Raw genomic sequence first — 17,009 nt, forward strand, 5'->3', positions numbered from 1 at the left:
GATTTCAATCGAAGCGGCGAGCTCACCCGCCGCTTTGACGCTGGAATCGGCTGTTAGTTGTTACCGAAGAGATTGCGGTCGGCGCCCTGGACGACCGGCTGCTTTTCAGCATGGTCCGCCGTCTTGACGGAAGCCGTGTACGAGCTATCGACGGAAGGCGCAGGCTGGTTCGCGCCGTTCGAACCATAATTGTCGCTAGCGGCGAAAGCGCTGCCGCTGATGGCCAAAACGGCGGCGGTAGCAAGAACGATCTTTTTCACCTTAATACTCCTGAATTTCTGAGATCCCCCGGACGGCGGATATGCCCGCCGCCCTGATGCTGGGATCGGCTGTTAGTTGTTGCCGAAGAGGTTACGGTCGGCGCCCTGGACAGGCTGCTTGTCAGCGTGAGCCGGCTTCTGAATGGAAGCCGTATACGAGCTGTCGACCGAAGCGGCAGGCTGGTTCGCACCATTAGAACCAAAATTGTCGCTGCCAGCGAAGGCGCTGCCGGTGATGGCCAAAACGGCGACGGCGGCAAGAGCGATCTTTTTCATTTTTAAGTACTCCAGTATCTTAGTTTTCCGTCCGTCTAGCGGCGTGTCTTGGGAGGAATTCGCGTCGTCCGGACAGCCCCGATGTGGGAGAGCCGATGGCCAGTTTCCAATCACGAAGTTGTTTTGGTGTGGACCAAGAATCTACACCTTGAAATTGTGCCAAAGGTTCCCTTCGCCACAATTTTGTTGCTCAATATCAATGAGATGACCGATAATCTCGATCTGACTGCAAGGCGGCTGAGGGAAGCAGCGTTCACAGCGTCCTGCACGCATTGTCAACAGAAACGAACCGTTCGGTTCGATTTTTTAAATCGATAAAAGTCGAAGGTGAGGTTCTTTGTCGAATCGTTAACCATCTCAGCCAAACGCGGCCACGCCGTTGCGGCTGCTTTCGGCCCGTCTTATGCCGGCCGGCGAAGGCAGCAACCGGGCAAGCAGAACCGGGTCAGACCCCGTAACGTTCGGTGCGGATAAGGGCCGCCGGGACGCCGGCATCGATCAGTGCCTCGGCGGCGGCCGTCACGAATGCGTTCGAGCCGCAGACGAAGGCGAGTTTCGGCGGGGCGGGCAGCCTGGTCATGGCTTGCACCATCATCGCGGCGTCGACCCGCCGCGCATAATCCGCCGGACGGCGGGCCGGCTCGCGCGTCAGCGTCAGCACCAGGTCGAAGCCATCCCGGCGCTCGGCGAGGTCGATCAACTCGTCGCGAAAGATCACCTCGTCCCAGACCCGCGCCGAAAACACCAGGGCGGTGGCGACCAGCGACCCCCGCATCGCCCGGTGGCGGACCATCGACATCAGCGGCACCACGCCCGACCCGCCGCCGACGAGCAGGAGCGGGCCGCCATCGCTGTCGGACCAGACGAAATGGCCGCCGAGCGGCCCGCGCAACTCGACCTCGTCGCCCAGCGCCGCGATTTCGTGAAAGAACGGCGAGACCTCGCCGTCCTCGAGTTTTTCAATCGCCAGTTCGATGGTCTCGCCGGTCTCCGGCGCCGAGGCGATGGAGTAGGAGCGGCGCGCCTGATAGCCGTCAGGCGCCGTCAGCCTGACATCGACATGCTGCCCGGCACGGTAGGCGAAAGGCCGCGACGGCTGCAGGAAAAAGCTGGTGACGCGCGGCGTGCGCTTTTGAATGCGAGTGATGGTGACCGTCTGCCAAGGCGACTGCGCCGCCGGTGCGTCGCTCATGGATCGTTCGTGTAGCGCTGCTCGCGCCACGGATCGCCATAGATATGATAGCCTCGCAACTCCCAGAAACCCGGCTCGTCACGCTCGGTGAACTGCAATCCGTTCAGCCATTTGGCCGATTTCCAGAAATAGAGATGCGGAACGAGCAGCCGTGCCGGGCCGCCATGGTCGGGGGTGATCGGCTTGCCCTCATAACGCAGCGCCACCATCGCCTTGCCGCCGGTGAGATCCTTGGTCGGCACGTTGGTGGAATAGCCGTCGAAACCCAGCGCCAGCGTGAAGGCGGTGGGCGGCTCGATGCCGGCGTCGGCAAGGATGTCGTCGACCAGCACGCCCTGCCACGCCGTGTCAAACTTGGTCCATGCGGTGACGCAATGGATGTCGCGCGTCATCTTGGTCAAGGGCAGTGCGTTGAACTCGGCCCAGTTCCACTTCTTGATCGGCCGCGGCCCGTGCTTAAGCGTGAACGACCAATCCTCGGTGCGCACATGCGGTGTCGGGCCGGCCGACAGGACCGGGAAACCTTGCTCGAGATATTGCCCCGGCGGGATACGTGCATCCGTATCCGTCGGGGGCTTTCGTCCGGAAGAGAAGCCTCGGGTAACCATCGAGAATATCCGTTTGTGCGAGGTCCAAATCGACCTTTGTCAGTTTTCTCGAAGACGTGTCCGCGGGCAACCGAAATCTTGGCTCCGGCCTGGCGGCAATGCTCTACATCGATCTTGGCAGCGCCGCGCCCGATTCAGCCACTGGCGAAGGGCACGGCGACAAACATCTGGGCACCGTCACGCTCGACAAGCAGCAGCACCGATTTCTTGCCGGATCTGGCAGCCTGCACAATCGCCTGGTTAGCCTGCCTGGCGCTTCTCACCGGATGCTGGTCGACGGCGACGATGATGTCGCCGGGCTGGATGCCGGAAGCCGATGCCGCCTTGTTCGGGTCGATGCGCTCGACCAGTGCGCCGTGCTGGTTGCCTGCCAGGTTCATTGCCTGGCGAACATCCGGGGTGACGTCCATCAGGCCGAGACCGAGCGCCGGTGCGCGAAGGCCCTGCTCCATCGACGGCTGACCCTGATCGCCGGTCACCGATCCCGTTGCCATGTCGTCTTCGTTGCGCCCGACCTCGACGGAGATCTGCAGCCTCTGCCCATTGCGCCAGACGTTGAGCGTTTCCCTCGTGCCGGGCGCAATTTCGGCGACGGCGCGCGACAGATCCCTTGGGTCTTTGATGTCCTGGCCGGCGAAGCTGGTGATGACATCGCCGGTCTCGATGCCGGCCTTGGCGGCCGGCGATCCGTCGCTGACCTGCGCGACCAGCACGCCGGCGGGGCGATCGAGGCCGATGGCGCTCGCCATGTCAGGCGTCACCGGCTGAATCTGGACGCCGAGATAGCCGTACTGGATGGAGCCGCCTTTCATCAGCTTGGCGACGACCTTCTGCGCCTGGTCCGAGAGGATGGCGAACCCGACGCCGACGCTGCCGCCATTCGGCGAAAAGATCGCCGTGTTGATGCCGACGACATTGCCGTTCACATCCGTCAGCGGGCCGCCGGAATTGCCCCGGTTGATCGGTGCGTCGATCTGGATGAAGTCGTCAAACGGCCCGCTGTGCAGGTCGCGGCCGCGCGCCGAGACGATGCCGGCCGTGACCGTGGTGCCAAGGCCGAAAGGATTGCCGAAGGCGAGCACCTGGTCGCCCGGCATGAGCTTGTCGGAATCGCCCCATTTGACGGTCGGCAAGGGCTTGCCGGCCTTGACCTTGAGCACGGCAAGATCGTTCTTGGCGTCGTGGCCGATCAATTTGGCGGGAAGTTCGGTGCTGTCGTCGAGCGTCACCTTGATCGACTGGGCACCGTCGACGACGTGATTGTTGGTGACAATGGTGCCGTCGGCGCCGATGATGAAGCCTGAACCGAGGGCCTCGGTGCGCGGCGCCTGCTCCGGCGGTGTCTTGGGGGCGGGCTGTCCCTGGTCATCGAAGAAATGGCGGAAATAGTCGTCGAAAGGCGAGGTTCCGCCAAAGGGAGAGGCGTCGCTCATGGTGTCCGGCTGTTGTGCTTTCATGACCGTCGTGATGGTCACCACTGCCGGTTTGTCGGCCGCCACGACCGGCGCGAACGAGCCGTTGGGCGCCGTCATGCCGGTGACGGGAGGGGTGACTGTTGCCGCCAGAACATCATTCAGCCTGGGAGCGAGAGGCAAGGCGAAGGGGCTGACAATCAGCGCGGCGCCCAGCAGAGCGGCAACGCGATGTCTGCGAAGGGTCTGGATTGGTGACATGGCCGTTGTCCGGGCGAGAGATTGGTGAAGCGCCGTGACGGTCCGTTGCCGGAACAATTCATCGGCGCATCGGTCGTCGGCCTTACCTGTCTCGCCTTCATGGCAGCCGACCGGATCGACAGCCCCGCATCTAGGGCGCCGATCGTGGTTTCCAGATAATATTACGAAGATTTAATTTCCGGCTGGCAGGCCGCCTTGCCGGCTGGCGCCGAACCCCGAAAACAAAAACCCGCCTTGGGGGCGGGTCGTTGGGGCGAATCAGCACCATACTCAAATTAATAGCATAGCTGCCGGCACAAAGCAAGAACAAAATAGCTGCCCAAGCCAAAATCGCTTCAGATTTGTGCCGCCCCTCACCGCCCCTCACCGCCCCTGCCGAGGCTTCCTATGCCGCTGTCCCGTCCGTTCGCCTGAGATACGCCGAGGCGATCTCGCGCATCCGCCTGCCGTCGAAGCTTGGTCCATGGCCGCCATGGCCGATGCGGATCGGCAGCTCGAGCAGCCGCTGCATCGTGCGGCGATAGGCGGCGCGATCCGAATCCGGCAGGTCGTCGATCAGCATGGCGTCGTAGATGGCGTCGCCGGCGAAGAACACGCCGTCCGCCTCGTTGAACAGCGCGATCGAATCCGGAGAGTGGCCGGGCAGATGCAGGACGCGGAATTGGCGGTCGCCGAGGTCGATCCTATCGCCCTCGTCCAGGGTCCGGGCCAGAGGCGCCGGTTGAATCCTGTAATCGGCCGCCTTCCAGCCCTCCGCCGGCAGCCTGGAGACGGCGCCTTCCAGATCATGGAACATGTAGGCGTAGGTCACCGCCTCATCCATGCTGTCGAACTGCGTGGCGTTGTGGCGCGGCCCTGCCCGCAACGGAAACTCGTACAGCGAGCCGACATGATCGAGATGGATATGCGTGGCGACGACGAGCAGCGGCTTGCCGGCCGGCGTATCGATCTGCGGTGCCAGCGGGCAGATCCCCATGCCGGTGTCGACCAGCAGGTCGACATCGCGGCCGCGCAAATGCCAGATGTTGGCGCGCACGAAATCATGCACGAAGGGCTCGGTCAGCATCGTCGTCTCGGCGTCGACGAGGGTTTTGCTGAACCAGCTGTCCATCAGACGAAGGCCGGCATCAGACGAATGGCTTGCCGACCTTGTACTTTTGCGGGACCAGCCGCTTCAGATAGGCCATGCCCGCATCGGACAGCCGGTTGACATCGGGCAGCATGAAATCATCCGGCATATGGCGCGTCTTGCCGGCGACGTTCTTCAGCGGCACCTTCTCCAGCACGGTTTTCTTGCCGTCATATTGCAGCGCCACCGAACCGCCACCCTCGTCGGCCACCGTGACCGCGAAGGCGCCGGCGTCGAAGGCCTCCTGCGCGTCCACCGCGCTGATGGCGCCGACATAGCCGCGCGGCATATAGCCAAGCGCATCGACGCGCGCCCGCTTGCCCGGTAGCCCTTCGGCGAGCGCGCGCTCCAAGGCTGCCGGCAGGTCGCTGCCCGACAGCTTGACGTTGCCGTGCTGGTCGCGCTCCAGCCTTTCCGGTGGCACCAGGCTTTCGACCAGCGCCTTGCCGTCGGCGGTGCTGACGCCTTCGGAGACGGCAACGATGCAGCGCTTGTGGCGGTCGAGCGTGGCGCGCACGTCGTCGATGAAACCGGCCGCCGAGAACGGCCGCTCCGGCACATAGACGAGATGCGGGCCGCTGTCCTGGTCGAGCTGCCATGCCGCGGACGCGGCCGTCAGGAAACCGGCATGCCGCCCCATGACGATGCCTACATAGATGCCGGGCAAAGCGCGGAAATCGAGATCGACCGAAAGGAATGCCCCGGCGACGAACTCGGCCGCCGACATGAAGCCGGGCGTGTGGTCGTTTTCCTCGAGATCGTTGTCGATGGTTTTCGGCGCGTGCACGAAGGCGATCTTGCCGCCGGCGGCCTCGGTGAGGATCTGCTGCGTGCCCGAGGTGTCGTTGCCGCCAATATAGATGAAGGCGTCGGCGCCGGCTTTCTTCAAGCCATTGAGGATGAGGTCGCAATAGTCGGCATCCGGCTTGTCGCGCGTCGAACCAAGCGCGGCGCTCGGCGTCGCCGCGATCAGCCGCAGGCGGTCCTCGGGGATGGCGGAGAGATCGACGTAATTGCCGTCACGAATGCCGCGCACGCCGTGGATCGATCCCAGCACCTTGGCGCCGGGATGCCGCTTGCGGATTTCGAGCGTGGCGCCCACCACTGTCTGGTTGATGACGGCGGTCGGACCGCCGCCTTGCGCGATGACAAAAGTTCCGGCCATTGTTCACGTCTCCCGGGCGATGAAAATCGCAGGCACATTCGCCTGTCTTGCGGTATCGCGCAACGGCAGAGTGATCGCTGAAAGCGAAGCCGCCGTTCAGATGACGACCACCGGGTTTTTCTTGGAGACGCGGCTGTAGAGGTCGATAATGTCCTGGTTGATCAGGCGCACGCACCCCGACGACATCGCCTGGCCGATGCTCCACCATTCGGGCGAGCCGTGGATGCGATAACCGGTGTCGCTGCCGTTCTGATAGATGTAAAGCGCACGCGCGCCGAGCGGATTGTCGAGGCCGCCCGGCTGTCCGCTTTGCCATTTCACCAATTCCGGCTTGCGGGCGATCATTTCGGGCGGCGGGGTCCAGACCGGCCATTCCTTGCCGTACTGGATGTTGGCGCGGCCGGACCAGCGGAACCCGTCCTTGCCGATGCCGACGCCGTAACGGATCGCCTCGCCGCCGGGCTGCACCAGATAGAGCAGCCGCTCCTGCGAGTGGACGACAATGGTGCCGGGTTGCTCGCCGGTCGGATCGACGACGATTTGACGGCGGAACTCCGGCTTGACCTTGAGATAGGGCACTTCCGGCACATTGAAGCCACCGTCGGTGAGCGACGCGTACATCACGTCGGGGCTGGTGATGTTCTTGTCGACGCTGATGCTCGGACGGACCGGCCGGATCGAGCCGGTGGTGACGTCGTCGAGCTGGAGCGACGGCAAATCCAGCGTCTGGCTGCAGCCGGCGACGCCGAGCAGCGCCAGCGCACCGGCGCCGGACAGCACCGTGCGGCGGGAAAGCTGTATCTCGGTTTCGATTGCGTCGCCATTATGCGGCAGCGATAGACCTTGCGGCAACTCACGCATTTACCAAACCCCACGCTATCGGCGGGAAACACGGTCCGGCCGGATAGCAGGCATTTTCACCAATCATGGTTGAAAAAGCGTGAAGGCCGGCCGCCTCGCGTTAACGAGGGGCTTTTTCCATTTTTAGCCCTTTACATCTTCGCAGGGCCAAGGATTTATCCTCTTCTTTGAGCTCAAGGAGAAGAAAATGTCCTTCGAAAACTGGGCTGCGTTTGCCGCTGCCTCGGCAGTCCTTCTGGTCATTCCGGGCCCGACCATCCTGCTGGTGGTGTCCTATGCGCTCGGCCAGGGTTGGGGCACCGCGCTGCCGATGGCGGTCGGCGTGGCGCTCGGCGACTTCACCGCGATGACACTGTCGATGCTGGGCATCGGCGCGCTGCTGGCGGCGTCGGCCACCGTATTCACCGTGCTGAAGGTGATCGGCGCCTTCTATCTGATCTATCTCGGCATCAAGCTGTTTCGCGCCGGCGGTGCGCTCCGGGCCGAACCGCGCACCGACGCGGTGTCATCGGCCAAGATGACGGCGCATGCCTGGCTGATTACCGCGCTCAATCCGAAAAGCATCACCTTCTTCGTCGCCTTCCTGCCGCAGTTCCTCGACCGGCACGCGGATTTCTGGACACAGATGCTGATCTTCGAGACGACCTTCCTGGCGCTCGCCTTCGCCAATGCCTTCGGCTACGCGCTGATCGCGGCAAGAGCGCGCAACGTGGTGCGCAACCCAAAGGCGATCCGTATCTTCAACCGCACCGGCGGTACGCTGCTGGTCGGCGCCGGCATCGCGACAGTAGCGATGCGATCGGGCAACTGAGGACAGACCGTGGCGGTCAGCGATGCATTCGGCCTGACACTGTCCGGCGCGACGGAGGCCGGGCTCTCGTCCTACAGCCGGGCCGTGCGCGAGTTGCAGTGCTTCATCGGCGATCCTGTCCGTTCCATTGACCGGGCAATCGCCGAAGATCCCGGCTTCGTCATGGCGCATGTGTTCAAGGGTTATCTGTTTGGCCTTGCCACCGAGCGAGAGGCGACGGCGGTGGCAAAGGCATGTTACGAGGCAGCGCTGCCGCTTGCCGCGACGACGCGCGAGCAGGCGCATGTCGCCGCCCTTGGCCACCTTGCGGAGGGCCGCTGGCACGAGGCCGCCCGCGTGCTGGAGGATATCGCCATCGAGTTTCCGCTCGATGCGCTGGCGCTGCAGACCGGCCACCAGATCGACTTCTTCACCGGCAATGCCCGCATGCTGCGCGACCGCATCGGCCGCGCGCTGCCGTCCTGGCAGAGCGGCATGCCGGGCTACCACGCCATACTTGGCATGCAGGCCTTTGGCCTGGAGGAAATGGGCGACTACGCGCGCGCCGAAAAACTTGGCCGCATGGCGGTCGATCTCGAGCCGCGCGACGGCTGGGCCCAGCATGCCGTCGCCCATGTCATGGAGATGCAGAGCCGGCAAAAGGACGGCATTCTGTGGATGCGCGCCAATCCCGAAGCGTGGACGCGGGAAAGCTTCCTGCAGGTCCACAATTGGTGGCACCTGGCGCTGTTCCATTACGACCTCGGCGAGACCGACGAGGTGCTGGCGCTCTATGACGGGCCGATCTATGGCGAGCGCTCGACGCTGGCGCTCAACATGGTCGATGCCTCGGCGATCCTGTGGCGGCTGCATCTCGGCGGCGTCGATCTCGGCGAGCGCTGGACAACACTCGCCGCCAACTGGTTGCCCAAGGCCGCCGCCGGCCATTATGCCTTCAACGACGCCCACGCGATGATGGCGTTTGTCGGCGCCGGCCTCGACGCGCCGGCCCGCGGCTTGCTCGAGGCGCAGCGCGAGGCGATGCAGGGCAAGGGCGACAACGCTGCTTTCACCCGGGATGTAGGCCATCCGCTGACGCTCGCCATCAAGGCATTCGGCGAGGGCAATCATGCCGAGACGATACGCCTGATCCGGCCGATCCGGGCAATCGCCCATCGCTTCGGCGGCAGCCACGCACAACGCGACGTCATCGACCTGACGCTGATCGAGGCGGCATTGCGTTTCGGTGATGGCGCGCTGGCGAGGGCGCTTGCGGCTGAACGCGCGCTGGCGCGGCCGGACAGCCCGCTGTCGGCACTGTTTTCACGGCGCGCAACCGCTCTCGCGGCGAATTGACCAAGACTAAATCTTGCCTTAAAAACTGCCCCGGCCAGATTTTTTCGAGTGTCGAAAAAATCTTCACGTGTTGACCGGAGCGCTTGTCCGGCGGCACGATTGCTGGGATATCTTCACCGCCTCTGTCGCAGGACTGGGCCGGAAAGCAAGGAAGACCGTCGCCGCCAGGCATGACGGACATGGGAGGACACATGTATCTCGGCCTCGATCTCGGCACGTCGGGCGTCAAGGCGCTGCTGATCGATGCAAGGCAGGGCATCGTCGGTTCCGGCCATGCGCCGCTCGACGTGTCGCGCCCGCATCCCGGCTGGTCCGAGCAGAACCCGGCCGACTGGATCGGCGGCTGCGAAGCGGCGATCGGCGAGCTGCGATCCGCGCATGCGAAGGAACTCGCGGCGGTCAAAGGCATCGGCCTTTCCGGCCATATGCATGGCGCCACCCTGCTCGATGCCGCCGACCAGGTGCTGCGCCCCTGCATCCTGTGGAATGACACGCGCAGCCACGCCGAGGCGGCCGCACTCGATGCCGACCCGCGCTTTCGCAAGCTGACCGGCAACATCGTCTTTCCCGGCTTCACCGCGCCGAAGCTGGCCTGGGTGAAAAACAACGAACCGGCTGTTTTCGCCAAGGTGGCAAAGGTCCTGCTGCCGAAGGACTTTTTGCGGCTCTGGCTCGCCGGCGAGCACATTTCGGAAATGTCGGATTCGGCCGGCACGTCGTGGCTCGATGTCGGCAAACGAGCGTGGTCCGCCGAACTGCTCGCCGCCACGTCGCTCGACGAAAGGCAGATGCCGTCACTGGTCGAAGGCACGGCAATGGCCGGCGCCTTGCGCGGCGAACTGGCTGCGAAATGGGGCATGCAGGCGGGCATCCCGATCGCCGGCGGCGCCGGCGACAACGCGGCCTCGGCCTGCGGCATGGGCACGGTCGGCGCCGGCCAGGCTTTCGTCTCGCTCGGCACGTCCGGCGTGCTTTTTGCCGCCAACGCGTCCTATCTGCCCAACCCGGAAAGTGCGGTACACACCTTCTGCCACGCCCTGCCCGGCACCTGGCACCAGATGGGCGTCATCCTGTCGGCAACCGACTCACTCAACTGGCTGTCGGCAATCGCGGGAAAGAGCGCCGGCGAGTTGACCGCCGAACTCGGCGATGCGCTGCAGGCGCCGACCGGCGTCTCCTTTTTGCCCTATCTCTCAGGCGAACGGACGCCGCACAATGATTCCGCCATTCGCGGCGCCTTTACCGGGCTTGCGCACGAGACCGGCCGCGCCGCGCTCACCCAGGCCGTGCTCGAAGGCGTCGCCTTCGCCTTCCGCGACAGCCTCGACGCGCTGGCCAAGGCCGGCACGACGCTGACCCGGGTGACGGCGATCGGCGGCGGCTCGCGTTCGCGCTACTGGCTGAAGGCCATCGCGACAGCGCTTGGCCTGCCCATTGATATTCCAGCCGACGGCGATTTCGGCGCCGCCTTCGGCGCGGCCCGGCTTGGTCTGATCGCAGCGACCGGCGCCGATCCGCGCGCCGTGTGCACGGCGCCGGCGACGGACGCCACGGTCGAACCGGTCGCCGCCCTCGGCAATGCTTATGCGGATGCCTATCAGCGCTACCGCCAGCTTTATCCGGCGATCAGGAGCGCCACGGCGTGAGCAGTTTCCCGCCCTCGCCGCGGCCTGCCGAGAAGGCCTCACTGCGCCGGCACCTTGTCGAGAAAGCCGGTGACGCTTTTCAGCCGGCCATTCTCGATGACGCCGATATCGGTGCCTTCGATGACGGAACCGGCGCCTCCCGGCCCGAGGTTCCACGAGAAGCGGATCGTATCGGCAAAACCGTCCGGCTTGCCTTTCAGCGAGAACCTGAAGCCGGCAAAGCGCTGCTGCACGCCTTCGATCAGCGCGGCGATGCCGTCATGGCCATCGCCCTGCATGATCGGATCGCGGTAGCCGACATCCTCGGTGAAGGTCGTCTTGAGCAAGGCTTTTCTGCGCGCGGCGTCGCTCTCGTTCCAGGCGGCGATGTAGTTTTCGGCAATGGTGTTGAGGTCGGTCATGGTCTGTCTCCTTCGTTGAGTGGCTTTGACATGAGCCTTTTCGACCACCGCCAGCGCGAAACCAATTACGCCTGAGGTAATCAGGCCGAACCATGCGAGAGGAAAAGAACATGAGCAGCGGTTTTTTCGGCGACATCCAACAGATCAAATATGAGGGACCGGATTCGACCAATCCGCTGGCCTACCGGTTCTACAATCCCGACGAGATTGTCGCCGGCAAGCGGCTTGAGGACCATCTGCGCTTTGCCGTCGCTTATTGGCATTCCTTTGCCTGGCCGGGGGGGGATCCGTTCGGCGGCCAAACGTTTGAGCGGCCGTGGTTTCCGAAGGCCGGCGGCACCGACACGATGGAGTTGGCCAAGCTCAAGGCCGACGTCGCCTTCGAGATGTTTTCGCTGCTGGGCGCGCCTTATTTCTGCTTCCACGATGCGGATGTGCGGCCGGAGGGCCGGGACTTTTCCGAAAGTGCCGCGCGGCTCGACGAGATCGCCGATTATTTCTCGGGAAAGATGAAGCAGACCGGCGTCAAGCTGTTGTGGGGCACGGCCAACCTGTTTTCCAACCGCCGCTTCATGTCGGGCGCCGCCACCAATCCCGATCCGGACGTCTTTGCCTATTCGGCGGCGACGGTGAAGCACTGCATCGACGTCACCAAGCGGCTGAACGGCGAGAACTACGTGCTATGGGGCGGCCGCGAGGGCTATGAAACGCTGCTCAACACCGACCTTGCCCGCGAGCAGGAACAGGCCGGCCGTTTCCTCAATCTGGTCGTCGATTACAAGCACAGGATCGGCTTCGAAGGCACCATCCTGATCGAGCCGAAGCCGCAGGAGCCGACCAAGCACCAGTATGATTACGACGTCGCTACCGTCTATGGCTTCCTCAAGCGTTTCGGACTGGAGAACGAGGTCAAGCTCAACATCGAGCAGGGCCACGCCATCCTCGCCGGCCATTCGTTCGAACATGAACTGGCGTTGGCCAATGCGCTGGGAATCTTCGGCTCGATGGACATGAACCGCAACGACTACCAGTCGGGCTGGGATACCGACCAGTTCCCCAACAATGTACCGGAGATGGCACTGGCCTACTATCAGGTGCTGCAGGCGGGCGGCTTCAAGACCGGTGGTACCAATTTCGACGCCAAGCTCAGGCGCCAGTCGCTCGATCCGCAGGATTTGCTGATCGGCCATATCGGCGGCATGGATTGCTGCGCCCGCGGCCTCAAGGCGGCAGCGCGCATGGTCGCGGACAAGGCGCTGTCCGCCCCGCTCGCCGAGCGCTATGCCGGCTGGGATTCGGCCGAGGCCAAGGCGATGCTTGCCGGCAAGCGCACGCTCGAGGATATCGCTGCGCGCGTCGTCAAGGAGAAGATCGAGCCGCAGCCCAGATCCGGCCGCCAGGAACTGCTGGAGAATATCGTCAACCGATACGTCTGAGGCGAAGGGCGGGTTCCATAACCTTTGATGTAGGCGCGACGGAACGCTACGGAGCGTTTCTAGTCTAATCCAAACTCCACTCCTGCTCCGCCCTGGAGCCGACGACAAGGTTTTGCCCGGCATCGCCCATCAATCGCCTCGCTCTTGCCTTCAAACAGCCGTCACGAACTTCCTATAGTCTGGCTCATGGCGGGAATCAGAAAGAAGGAGGCGAAACGATATGCAGCACGAACGCGAAATCGACGCCCTGCTCTCATCTGGCGAGGCCGGATCGATCATCGACCGGCTGATGGCGCTGCCGCACCCGAAGCATGGTGCGCTGAGTGCAAACGAATGGGATCGCGCAGTCGCCAGCCGCTTCGAGACCCATCTGGCGAGACAGATGCGCTCGCAGATCGACGGCAATAGCGACCGCCAGGACGCTGCCTGATCCACCTTTGTCTATGCATGTCGTACCCCAAAACCGCTACGCACCCTCGGGTCAAGCCCGAGGGCATGCTTTTGGGCGACATGCATTATCCCTGGCGCAGCCTGACCGGCGCCTCGCCGAACGCTCTTGAAAACGCTCTGGAAAATGCCGCGGCGGACGAAAACCCCGTTCGCCCGGCAATGTCCGCCATGGCGATGCGCGTATCGACCACCAGCCGGCGCGCGGCGCCGAGGCGCAGCCTGAGATAATAAGCGCCTGGCGTTTCGCCGATCGACTTGCGAAAGATGCTTTCCAGCGTCCGTGCCGTCACCCCGGCGCGCTTTGCCACTGCGGCAATGGTGAGCGGCTGGTCGACATGCGCTTCCATCAGTCGGATGGCTTGCGCCAGCCTGGGATCGTAGCCGTCAAGACGGCCGAGCGAGACCAGCGGCTGCGCGTCGGTCGCGGCGCGCGCCTGGTCGTAGATGAAGACGCTCGCCACATCGAGCGCGACGGCCATGCCGAGCCGCGTGCGGATCAGATGCAGCATCAGGTCGAAGGTCGGCGAGGCGCCGCCGGTGGTGAACACCGGGCCATCGATGACGTAGCGGTCGGGGCGCACGTCGACGCCCGGAAAAGCCGATGAAAAATCCTCCATGTCCTCCCAATGGGTGGTAGCGCTGCGCCCTTCCAGCAAGCCAGCCCGCGCCACCAGCCACGTACCCGCCTCGACGCCACCGCAGGCGCGTGCCGCGCGCGCCGCCCGGCGCAGTCCGGACAGCAGAGCCGATGTGGCGTAGTTCTGCGTGCCGAAGCCGGCGACGACGATCAGCATATCGGTTGTGTCAGCCGCATCGAAGCGACCGCTGACCGCCACCGGCAGGCCGCATGTGGTGACCGGCGCCTCGCCTGTGACCGAGACCAGCCTGAAATCGAACAGCGTCTCGCCGGCAATGCGGTTGGCGGCGCGCAGCGGATCGACGGCTGAGGCGACGCACATGATCGACGAGCCGGAGAATACCAGCAGCGTCACCTTGAGCGGCAAACGTTCGGCACGAAAGATCGTCGGTTTTTCGTTTTTGGCCACACGATCTTCGTAAAACGCAAAACAGTTTCCGGCAAGTCAGGCATTCTTACCCTACGTTCTATTGGGAGAGAGTCCGATGCCGCTAGCGATGAACCGTGAGGTTTTCATTACCTGTGCCGTGACCGGGTCCGGCGGTTCGCAGGACCGCAGCCCGCATGTGCCGCGTTCGCCCAAGCAGATCGCCGATTCGGCCATCGAGGCGGCAAAGGCAGGTGCTGCGATCGTCCACTGCCATGTGCGCGATCCCGAAACCGGCAAGCCTAGGCGCGATGTGCATCTCTACCGCGAGGTAACCGAGCGCATCCGCGCAGCGGATGTCGACGTCGTTTTGAACCTGACCGCCGGCATGGGCGGCGACATGGTATTCGGCCCGCCGGAGAAGCCGCTGCCGCTGAACGAAAAAGCCACGGATATGGGCGGCGCGAGCAACCGCATGGAACATGTGCGCCAGTGCCTGCCGGAAATCTGCACGCTCGACTGCGGCACCATGAATTTCGCGGAGGCCGACTATGTCATGACCAACACGCCCGGCATGCTGCGCGCCATGGGCGGCATGATGACGGCGCTCGGCGTCAAGCCGGAGATCGAGGCCTTCGACACCGGGCATCTGTGGTTCGCCAAGCAACTGGTCGAGGAAGAAGTCCTGAAGCCGGACGCGCTGGTGCAATTGTGCATGGGCGTGCCGTGGGGCGCGCCGGACGACCTCAACACCTTCATGGCCATGGTCAACAATGTACCGTCGACCTGGAACTGGTCGGCCTTTGCCATCGGGCGCAACCAGATGGCCTATGTCGCGGCCGCGGTGCTGGCCGGCGGCAATGTCCGCGTCGGGCTGGAGGATAATCTCTGGCTCGACAAGGGCGTGCTGGCGACCAATGCGCAGCTGGTCGAACGGGCGGTCAGCATTGTGTCGAATATGGGCGCCAGGGTCATCGGCCCGGACGAAGTCCGCAAGAAGCTGAACCTGACGAAGCGCGCACCGCTTTGAAAAGCCGGTAGCCGGTTGGGAGGAGCCGCCGATGAAGACCGTGAAATTCACCGCCATGAAGGACGGCGACCGCGAGGATTATGCCTTCCTCACCGAGCACGAGATCGACTACGCGGCAAAGACCGGCGAACGATTGCTCGACGCGCTGGTCCAGCTTGATGCGGGCCTGTCGGGCTACAAGATCACCCGGCTCGGCCATTCGCTGCAAGCGGCAACACGGGCCTGGCGCGACGGCGCCGACACCGACTGGATCGCCTGCGCGCTGCTGCACGACATCGGCGACATCTATGCGCCCTATAATCACGACGAGTATGCGGCGTCGATCCTGAAGCCTTTTGTGCGCGAGCAATGTACCTGGGTGGTGGAGAAGCACGGCGACTTCCAGCGCCTCTATTACGCCCACCACCTCGGCGGCAATCCGCACGCCCGCGACCGTTTCGCCGGGCACATCTACTTCGACGATTGCGATGAGTTTTGCGAACGCTGGGATCAGTCGAGCTTCGATCCCGACTACGAGACATTGCCGATCGATTTCTTCCGGCCCTTCGTGCTCGAAGTGTTCGCGCGCAAGGCCTATGACGCGTCCGTTATCCGTGCCGGCGAGCGTGTCGCCCTCAACGACCCCGCAACAGCCAGCAGAAGAACCGGAGCCTCCGCATGAGCATCATCAACAAGGCGGCCGCCATCGGCGGCGGCGTCATCGGCGCCGGCTGGGTGGCGCGGCTGCTCTTGAACGGCATCGACGTATCGATCTTCGATCCCGACCCCGAGGCGTCGCGCAAGGTCGGCGAGGTGATGAAGGGAGCGCGACGCGCCTACAAGCTGATGCTGCCCGGCGGCCTGCCGAAAGAGGGCAGGCTGACCTTCGCCAGGACGATCGCCGAGGCGGTGGCCGATGCCGACTTCATCCAGGAAAGCGTGCCTGAGCGGCTCGACCTGAAGCACCGCGTGCTGGCCGAGATCGACCTTTATGCGCCGGCCAACGCCATTGTCGGCTCCTCCACCTCCGGCATCAAGCCGACCGACATGCAGGTGGCGATGAAAAAGCACCCGGAGCGGCTGGTCGTCGGCCATCCGTTCAACCCCGTCTATCTCTTGCCGCTGGTCGAAATCGTCGGCGGCGAACAGACCTTTCCCGAGGCGATCGAGGTCGCAAAGGAGATGTATGCCTCGATCGGCATGAAGCCGGTGGTGATCCGCAAGGAGATCGAGGCTTTCGTCGGCGACCGCCTGCTCGAAGCGGCCTGGCGCGAGGCGCTCTGGCTGGTCAAGGACGGCATCTGCACGGTCGAGGAGCTTGACGACATCATGCGCTATGGCTTCGGCCTGCGCTGGGCGCAGATGGGCATGTTCCAGGTCTATCGCGTCGCCGGCGGCGAGGCCGGCATGCGCCACTTCATGGCGCAGTTCGGCCCGTGCCTGAAATGGCCGTGGACCAAGCTGATGGACGTGCCGGAGTTCAACGACGAGCTGGTCGAGCTGATCGCGACGCAGTCGGACGACCAGGCGCACGGTCTGTCGATCCGCGAGCTCGAAAAAATCCGCGACGACAATCTGGTCGCCATCATGGAGGCACTGTCGAAGCAGAACAAAGGCAAAGGCTGGGGTGCCGGCGCCTTGCATAAGGACTACACCAGGCAGCTGGCCAAGCTTGCGGCGAAGAAGCCCGTTGCCTCCGAGGCGGCCGAAAAGGCCAAGGCTGAAAAGCCGAAGAGAAAGAAGAAAGGCTGAG

18 protein-coding genes are annotated in these 17,009 nt (G+C 63.9%); 8 read left to right on the forward strand and 10 right to left on the reverse strand.

The annotated features are described in order from the left end of the window. Positions 1-53 precede the first annotated feature (53 nt). From AC0L2P_RS18730 to AC0L2P_RS18765, 8 genes are all read right to left on the reverse strand, one after another. Positions 54-260 (reverse strand): DUF680 domain-containing protein, encoded by a 207-nt coding sequence (locus tag AC0L2P_RS18730; RefSeq protein ID WP_473502829.1) that lies wholly within the window; start codon positions 258-260, stop codon positions 54-56. 72 nt (positions 261-332) lie between these two features. Then, on the reverse strand, positions 333-536 hold the full coding sequence (locus AC0L2P_RS18735) for a DUF680 domain-containing protein (protein ID WP_473502831.1): 204 nt from the start codon (positions 534-536) through the stop codon (positions 333-335). A gap of 445 nt (positions 537-981) precedes the next feature. Further along, positions 982-1,728, reverse strand: coding sequence for an FAD-binding oxidoreductase (locus AC0L2P_RS18740; RefSeq protein WP_473502833.1), 747 nt, complete (start codon positions 1,726-1,728; stop codon positions 982-984). Next, the gene (locus tag AC0L2P_RS18745) at positions 1,725-2,336 is read right to left on the reverse strand and encodes a molybdopterin-dependent oxidoreductase (protein WP_473502835.1); all 612 of its coding nucleotides are present in this window, start codon (positions 2,334-2,336) and stop codon (positions 1,725-1,727) included. Before AC0L2P_RS18745 ends, AC0L2P_RS18740 begins: the two co-directional genes overlap by 4 nt. 134 nt (positions 2,337-2,470) lie before the next feature. After that, entirely contained in the window at positions 2,471-4,009 is a 1,539-nt protein-coding gene (locus AC0L2P_RS18750) for a DegQ family serine endoprotease (RefSeq protein ID WP_473502837.1), read from the reverse strand. Positions 4,010-4,394: 385 nt separating this feature from the next. Next, complete coding sequence (locus AC0L2P_RS18755) at positions 4,395-5,120, reverse strand: MBL fold metallo-hydrolase (protein ID WP_473502839.1); 726 nt, start codon at positions 5,118-5,120, stop codon at positions 4,395-4,397. A 16-nt stretch (positions 5,121-5,136) separates the two neighbouring features. Next, complete coding sequence (locus AC0L2P_RS18760) at positions 5,137-6,303, reverse strand: diphosphate--fructose-6-phosphate 1-phosphotransferase (protein ID WP_473502841.1); 1,167 nt, start codon at positions 6,301-6,303, stop codon at positions 5,137-5,139. A gap of 96 nt (positions 6,304-6,399) precedes the next feature. After that, positions 6,400-7,164, reverse strand: coding sequence for a L,D-transpeptidase (locus AC0L2P_RS18765; protein WP_473502843.1), 765 nt, complete (start codon positions 7,162-7,164; stop codon positions 6,400-6,402). A 187-nt stretch (positions 7,165-7,351) separates the two neighbouring features. Between AC0L2P_RS18765 and AC0L2P_RS18770 the strand changes: the two genes are divergently transcribed. The 3 genes from AC0L2P_RS18770 to xylB all read left to right on the forward strand — a co-directional run bounded on the left by AC0L2P_RS18770 (position 7,352) and on the right by xylB (position 10,956). Next, complete coding sequence (locus tag AC0L2P_RS18770; protein ID WP_473502845.1) at positions 7,352-7,975, forward strand: LysE family translocator; 624 nt, start codon at positions 7,352-7,354, stop codon at positions 7,973-7,975. Between the two features lie 9 nt (positions 7,976-7,984). After that, positions 7,985-9,310, forward strand: coding sequence for a tetratricopeptide repeat protein (locus AC0L2P_RS18775; RefSeq protein WP_473502847.1), 1,326 nt, complete (start codon positions 7,985-7,987; stop codon positions 9,308-9,310). Positions 9,311-9,501: 191 nt separating this feature from the next. Beyond that, a complete protein-coding gene (xylB, locus tag AC0L2P_RS18780; RefSeq protein WP_473502941.1) occupies positions 9,502-10,956 on the forward strand; it encodes a xylulokinase in 1,455 nt (484 codons plus the stop codon). 38 nt (positions 10,957-10,994) lie between these two features. Here xylB and AC0L2P_RS18785 read toward each other — a convergent pair whose 3' ends face one another. Continuing rightward, positions 10,995-11,357, reverse strand: coding sequence for a nuclear transport factor 2 family protein (locus AC0L2P_RS18785; protein WP_473502849.1), 363 nt, complete (start codon positions 11,355-11,357; stop codon positions 10,995-10,997). 110 nt (positions 11,358-11,467) lie between these two features. Between AC0L2P_RS18785 and xylA the strand changes: the two genes are divergently transcribed. Together xylA and AC0L2P_RS18795 are read left to right on the forward strand one after the other, a co-directional pair. Next, a complete protein-coding gene (gene xylA / locus AC0L2P_RS18790) occupies positions 11,468-12,793 on the forward strand; it encodes a xylose isomerase (RefSeq protein ID WP_473502851.1) in 1,326 nt (441 codons plus the stop codon). Between the two features lie 220 nt (positions 12,794-13,013). Continuing rightward, positions 13,014-13,223 carry a hypothetical protein gene (locus tag AC0L2P_RS18795; protein ID WP_473502853.1) on the forward strand — a complete coding sequence of 70 codons (210 nt, stop codon included), beginning with the start codon at positions 13,014-13,016 and terminating at the stop codon, positions 13,221-13,223. 85 nt (positions 13,224-13,308) lie between these two features. Here the strand turns inward: AC0L2P_RS18795 and AC0L2P_RS18800 are convergent, their stop codons facing one another. Next, the gene (locus AC0L2P_RS18800) at positions 13,309-14,289 is read right to left on the reverse strand and encodes a GlxA family transcriptional regulator (protein ID WP_473502855.1); all 981 of its coding nucleotides are present in this window, start codon (positions 14,287-14,289) and stop codon (positions 13,309-13,311) included. A 76-nt stretch (positions 14,290-14,365) separates the two neighbouring features. Between AC0L2P_RS18800 and bcoG the strand changes: the two genes are divergently transcribed. Genes bcoG through AC0L2P_RS18815 form a run of 3 tightly spaced genes read left to right on the forward strand, consistent with a single transcriptional unit; the run spans position 14,366 to position 17,008 of the window. Then, on the forward strand, positions 14,366-15,277 hold the full coding sequence (bcoG, locus tag AC0L2P_RS18805; RefSeq protein WP_473502857.1) for a 3-dehydrocarnitine:acetyl-CoA trimethylamine transferase BcoG: 912 nt from the start codon (positions 14,366-14,368) through the stop codon (positions 15,275-15,277). A 31-nt stretch (positions 15,278-15,308) separates the two neighbouring features. After that, positions 15,309-15,938, forward strand: a complete 630-nt coding sequence (locus tag AC0L2P_RS18810; RefSeq protein ID WP_473502859.1) for an HD domain-containing protein — start codon at positions 15,309-15,311, stop codon at positions 15,936-15,938. Further along, positions 15,935-17,008, forward strand: coding sequence for a 3-hydroxyacyl-CoA dehydrogenase NAD-binding domain-containing protein (locus tag AC0L2P_RS18815; RefSeq protein WP_473502861.1), 1,074 nt, complete (start codon positions 15,935-15,937; stop codon positions 17,006-17,008). The genes AC0L2P_RS18810 and AC0L2P_RS18815 overlap by 4 nt, the downstream gene beginning before the upstream one ends. Position 17,009: the final 1 nt, after the last annotated feature.

This window comes from Mesorhizobium sp. WSM4836, from assembly GCF_055811815.1.

What these genes read in the sequence shown, in the direction of transcription:
- AC0L2P_RS18815 (WP_473502861.1), top strand. Translation starts at nt 15,935, where the DNA reads ATGAGCATCATCAACAAGGCGGCCGCCATCGGCGGCGGCGTCATCGGC.
- AC0L2P_RS18755 (WP_473502839.1), bottom strand. Translation starts at nt 5,120, where the DNA reads ATGGACAGCTGGTTCAGCAAAACCCTCGTCGACGCCGAGACGACGATG.
- AC0L2P_RS18765 (WP_473502843.1), bottom strand. Translation starts at nt 7,164, where the DNA reads ATGCGTGAGTTGCCGCAAGGTCTATCGCTGCCGCATAATGGCGACGCA.
- AC0L2P_RS18735 (WP_473502831.1), bottom strand. Translation starts at nt 536, where the DNA reads ATGAAAAAGATCGCTCTTGCCGCCGTCGCCGTTTTGGCCATCACCGGC.
- AC0L2P_RS18750 (WP_473502837.1), bottom strand. Translation starts at nt 4,009, where the DNA reads ATGTCACCAATCCAGACCCTTCGCAGACATCGCGTTGCCGCTCTGCTG.
- AC0L2P_RS18770 (WP_473502845.1), top strand. Translation starts at nt 7,352, where the DNA reads ATGTCCTTCGAAAACTGGGCTGCGTTTGCCGCTGCCTCGGCAGTCCTT.
- AC0L2P_RS18785 (WP_473502849.1), bottom strand. Translation starts at nt 11,357, where the DNA reads ATGACCGACCTCAACACCATTGCCGAAAACTACATCGCCGCCTGGAAC.
- AC0L2P_RS18740 (WP_473502833.1), bottom strand. Translation starts at nt 1,728, where the DNA reads ATGAGCGACGCACCGGCGGCGCAGTCGCCTTGGCAGACGGTCACCATC.
- xylB (WP_473502941.1), top strand. Translation starts at nt 9,502, where the DNA reads ATGTATCTCGGCCTCGATCTCGGCACGTCGGGCGTCAAGGCGCTGCTG.
- AC0L2P_RS18795 (WP_473502853.1), top strand. Translation starts at nt 13,014, where the DNA reads ATGCAGCACGAACGCGAAATCGACGCCCTGCTCTCATCTGGCGAGGCC.
- AC0L2P_RS18745 (WP_473502835.1), bottom strand. Translation starts at nt 2,336, where the DNA reads ATGGTTACCCGAGGCTTCTCTTCCGGACGAAAGCCCCCGACGGATACG.
- xylA (WP_473502851.1), top strand. Translation starts at nt 11,468, where the DNA reads ATGAGCAGCGGTTTTTTCGGCGACATCCAACAGATCAAATATGAGGGA.
- AC0L2P_RS18760 (WP_473502841.1), bottom strand. Translation starts at nt 6,303, where the DNA reads ATGGCCGGAACTTTTGTCATCGCGCAAGGCGGCGGTCCGACCGCCGTC.
- AC0L2P_RS18810 (WP_473502859.1), top strand. Translation starts at nt 15,309, where the DNA reads ATGAAGACCGTGAAATTCACCGCCATGAAGGACGGCGACCGCGAGGAT.
- bcoG (WP_473502857.1), top strand. Translation starts at nt 14,366, where the DNA reads ATGCCGCTAGCGATGAACCGTGAGGTTTTCATTACCTGTGCCGTGACC.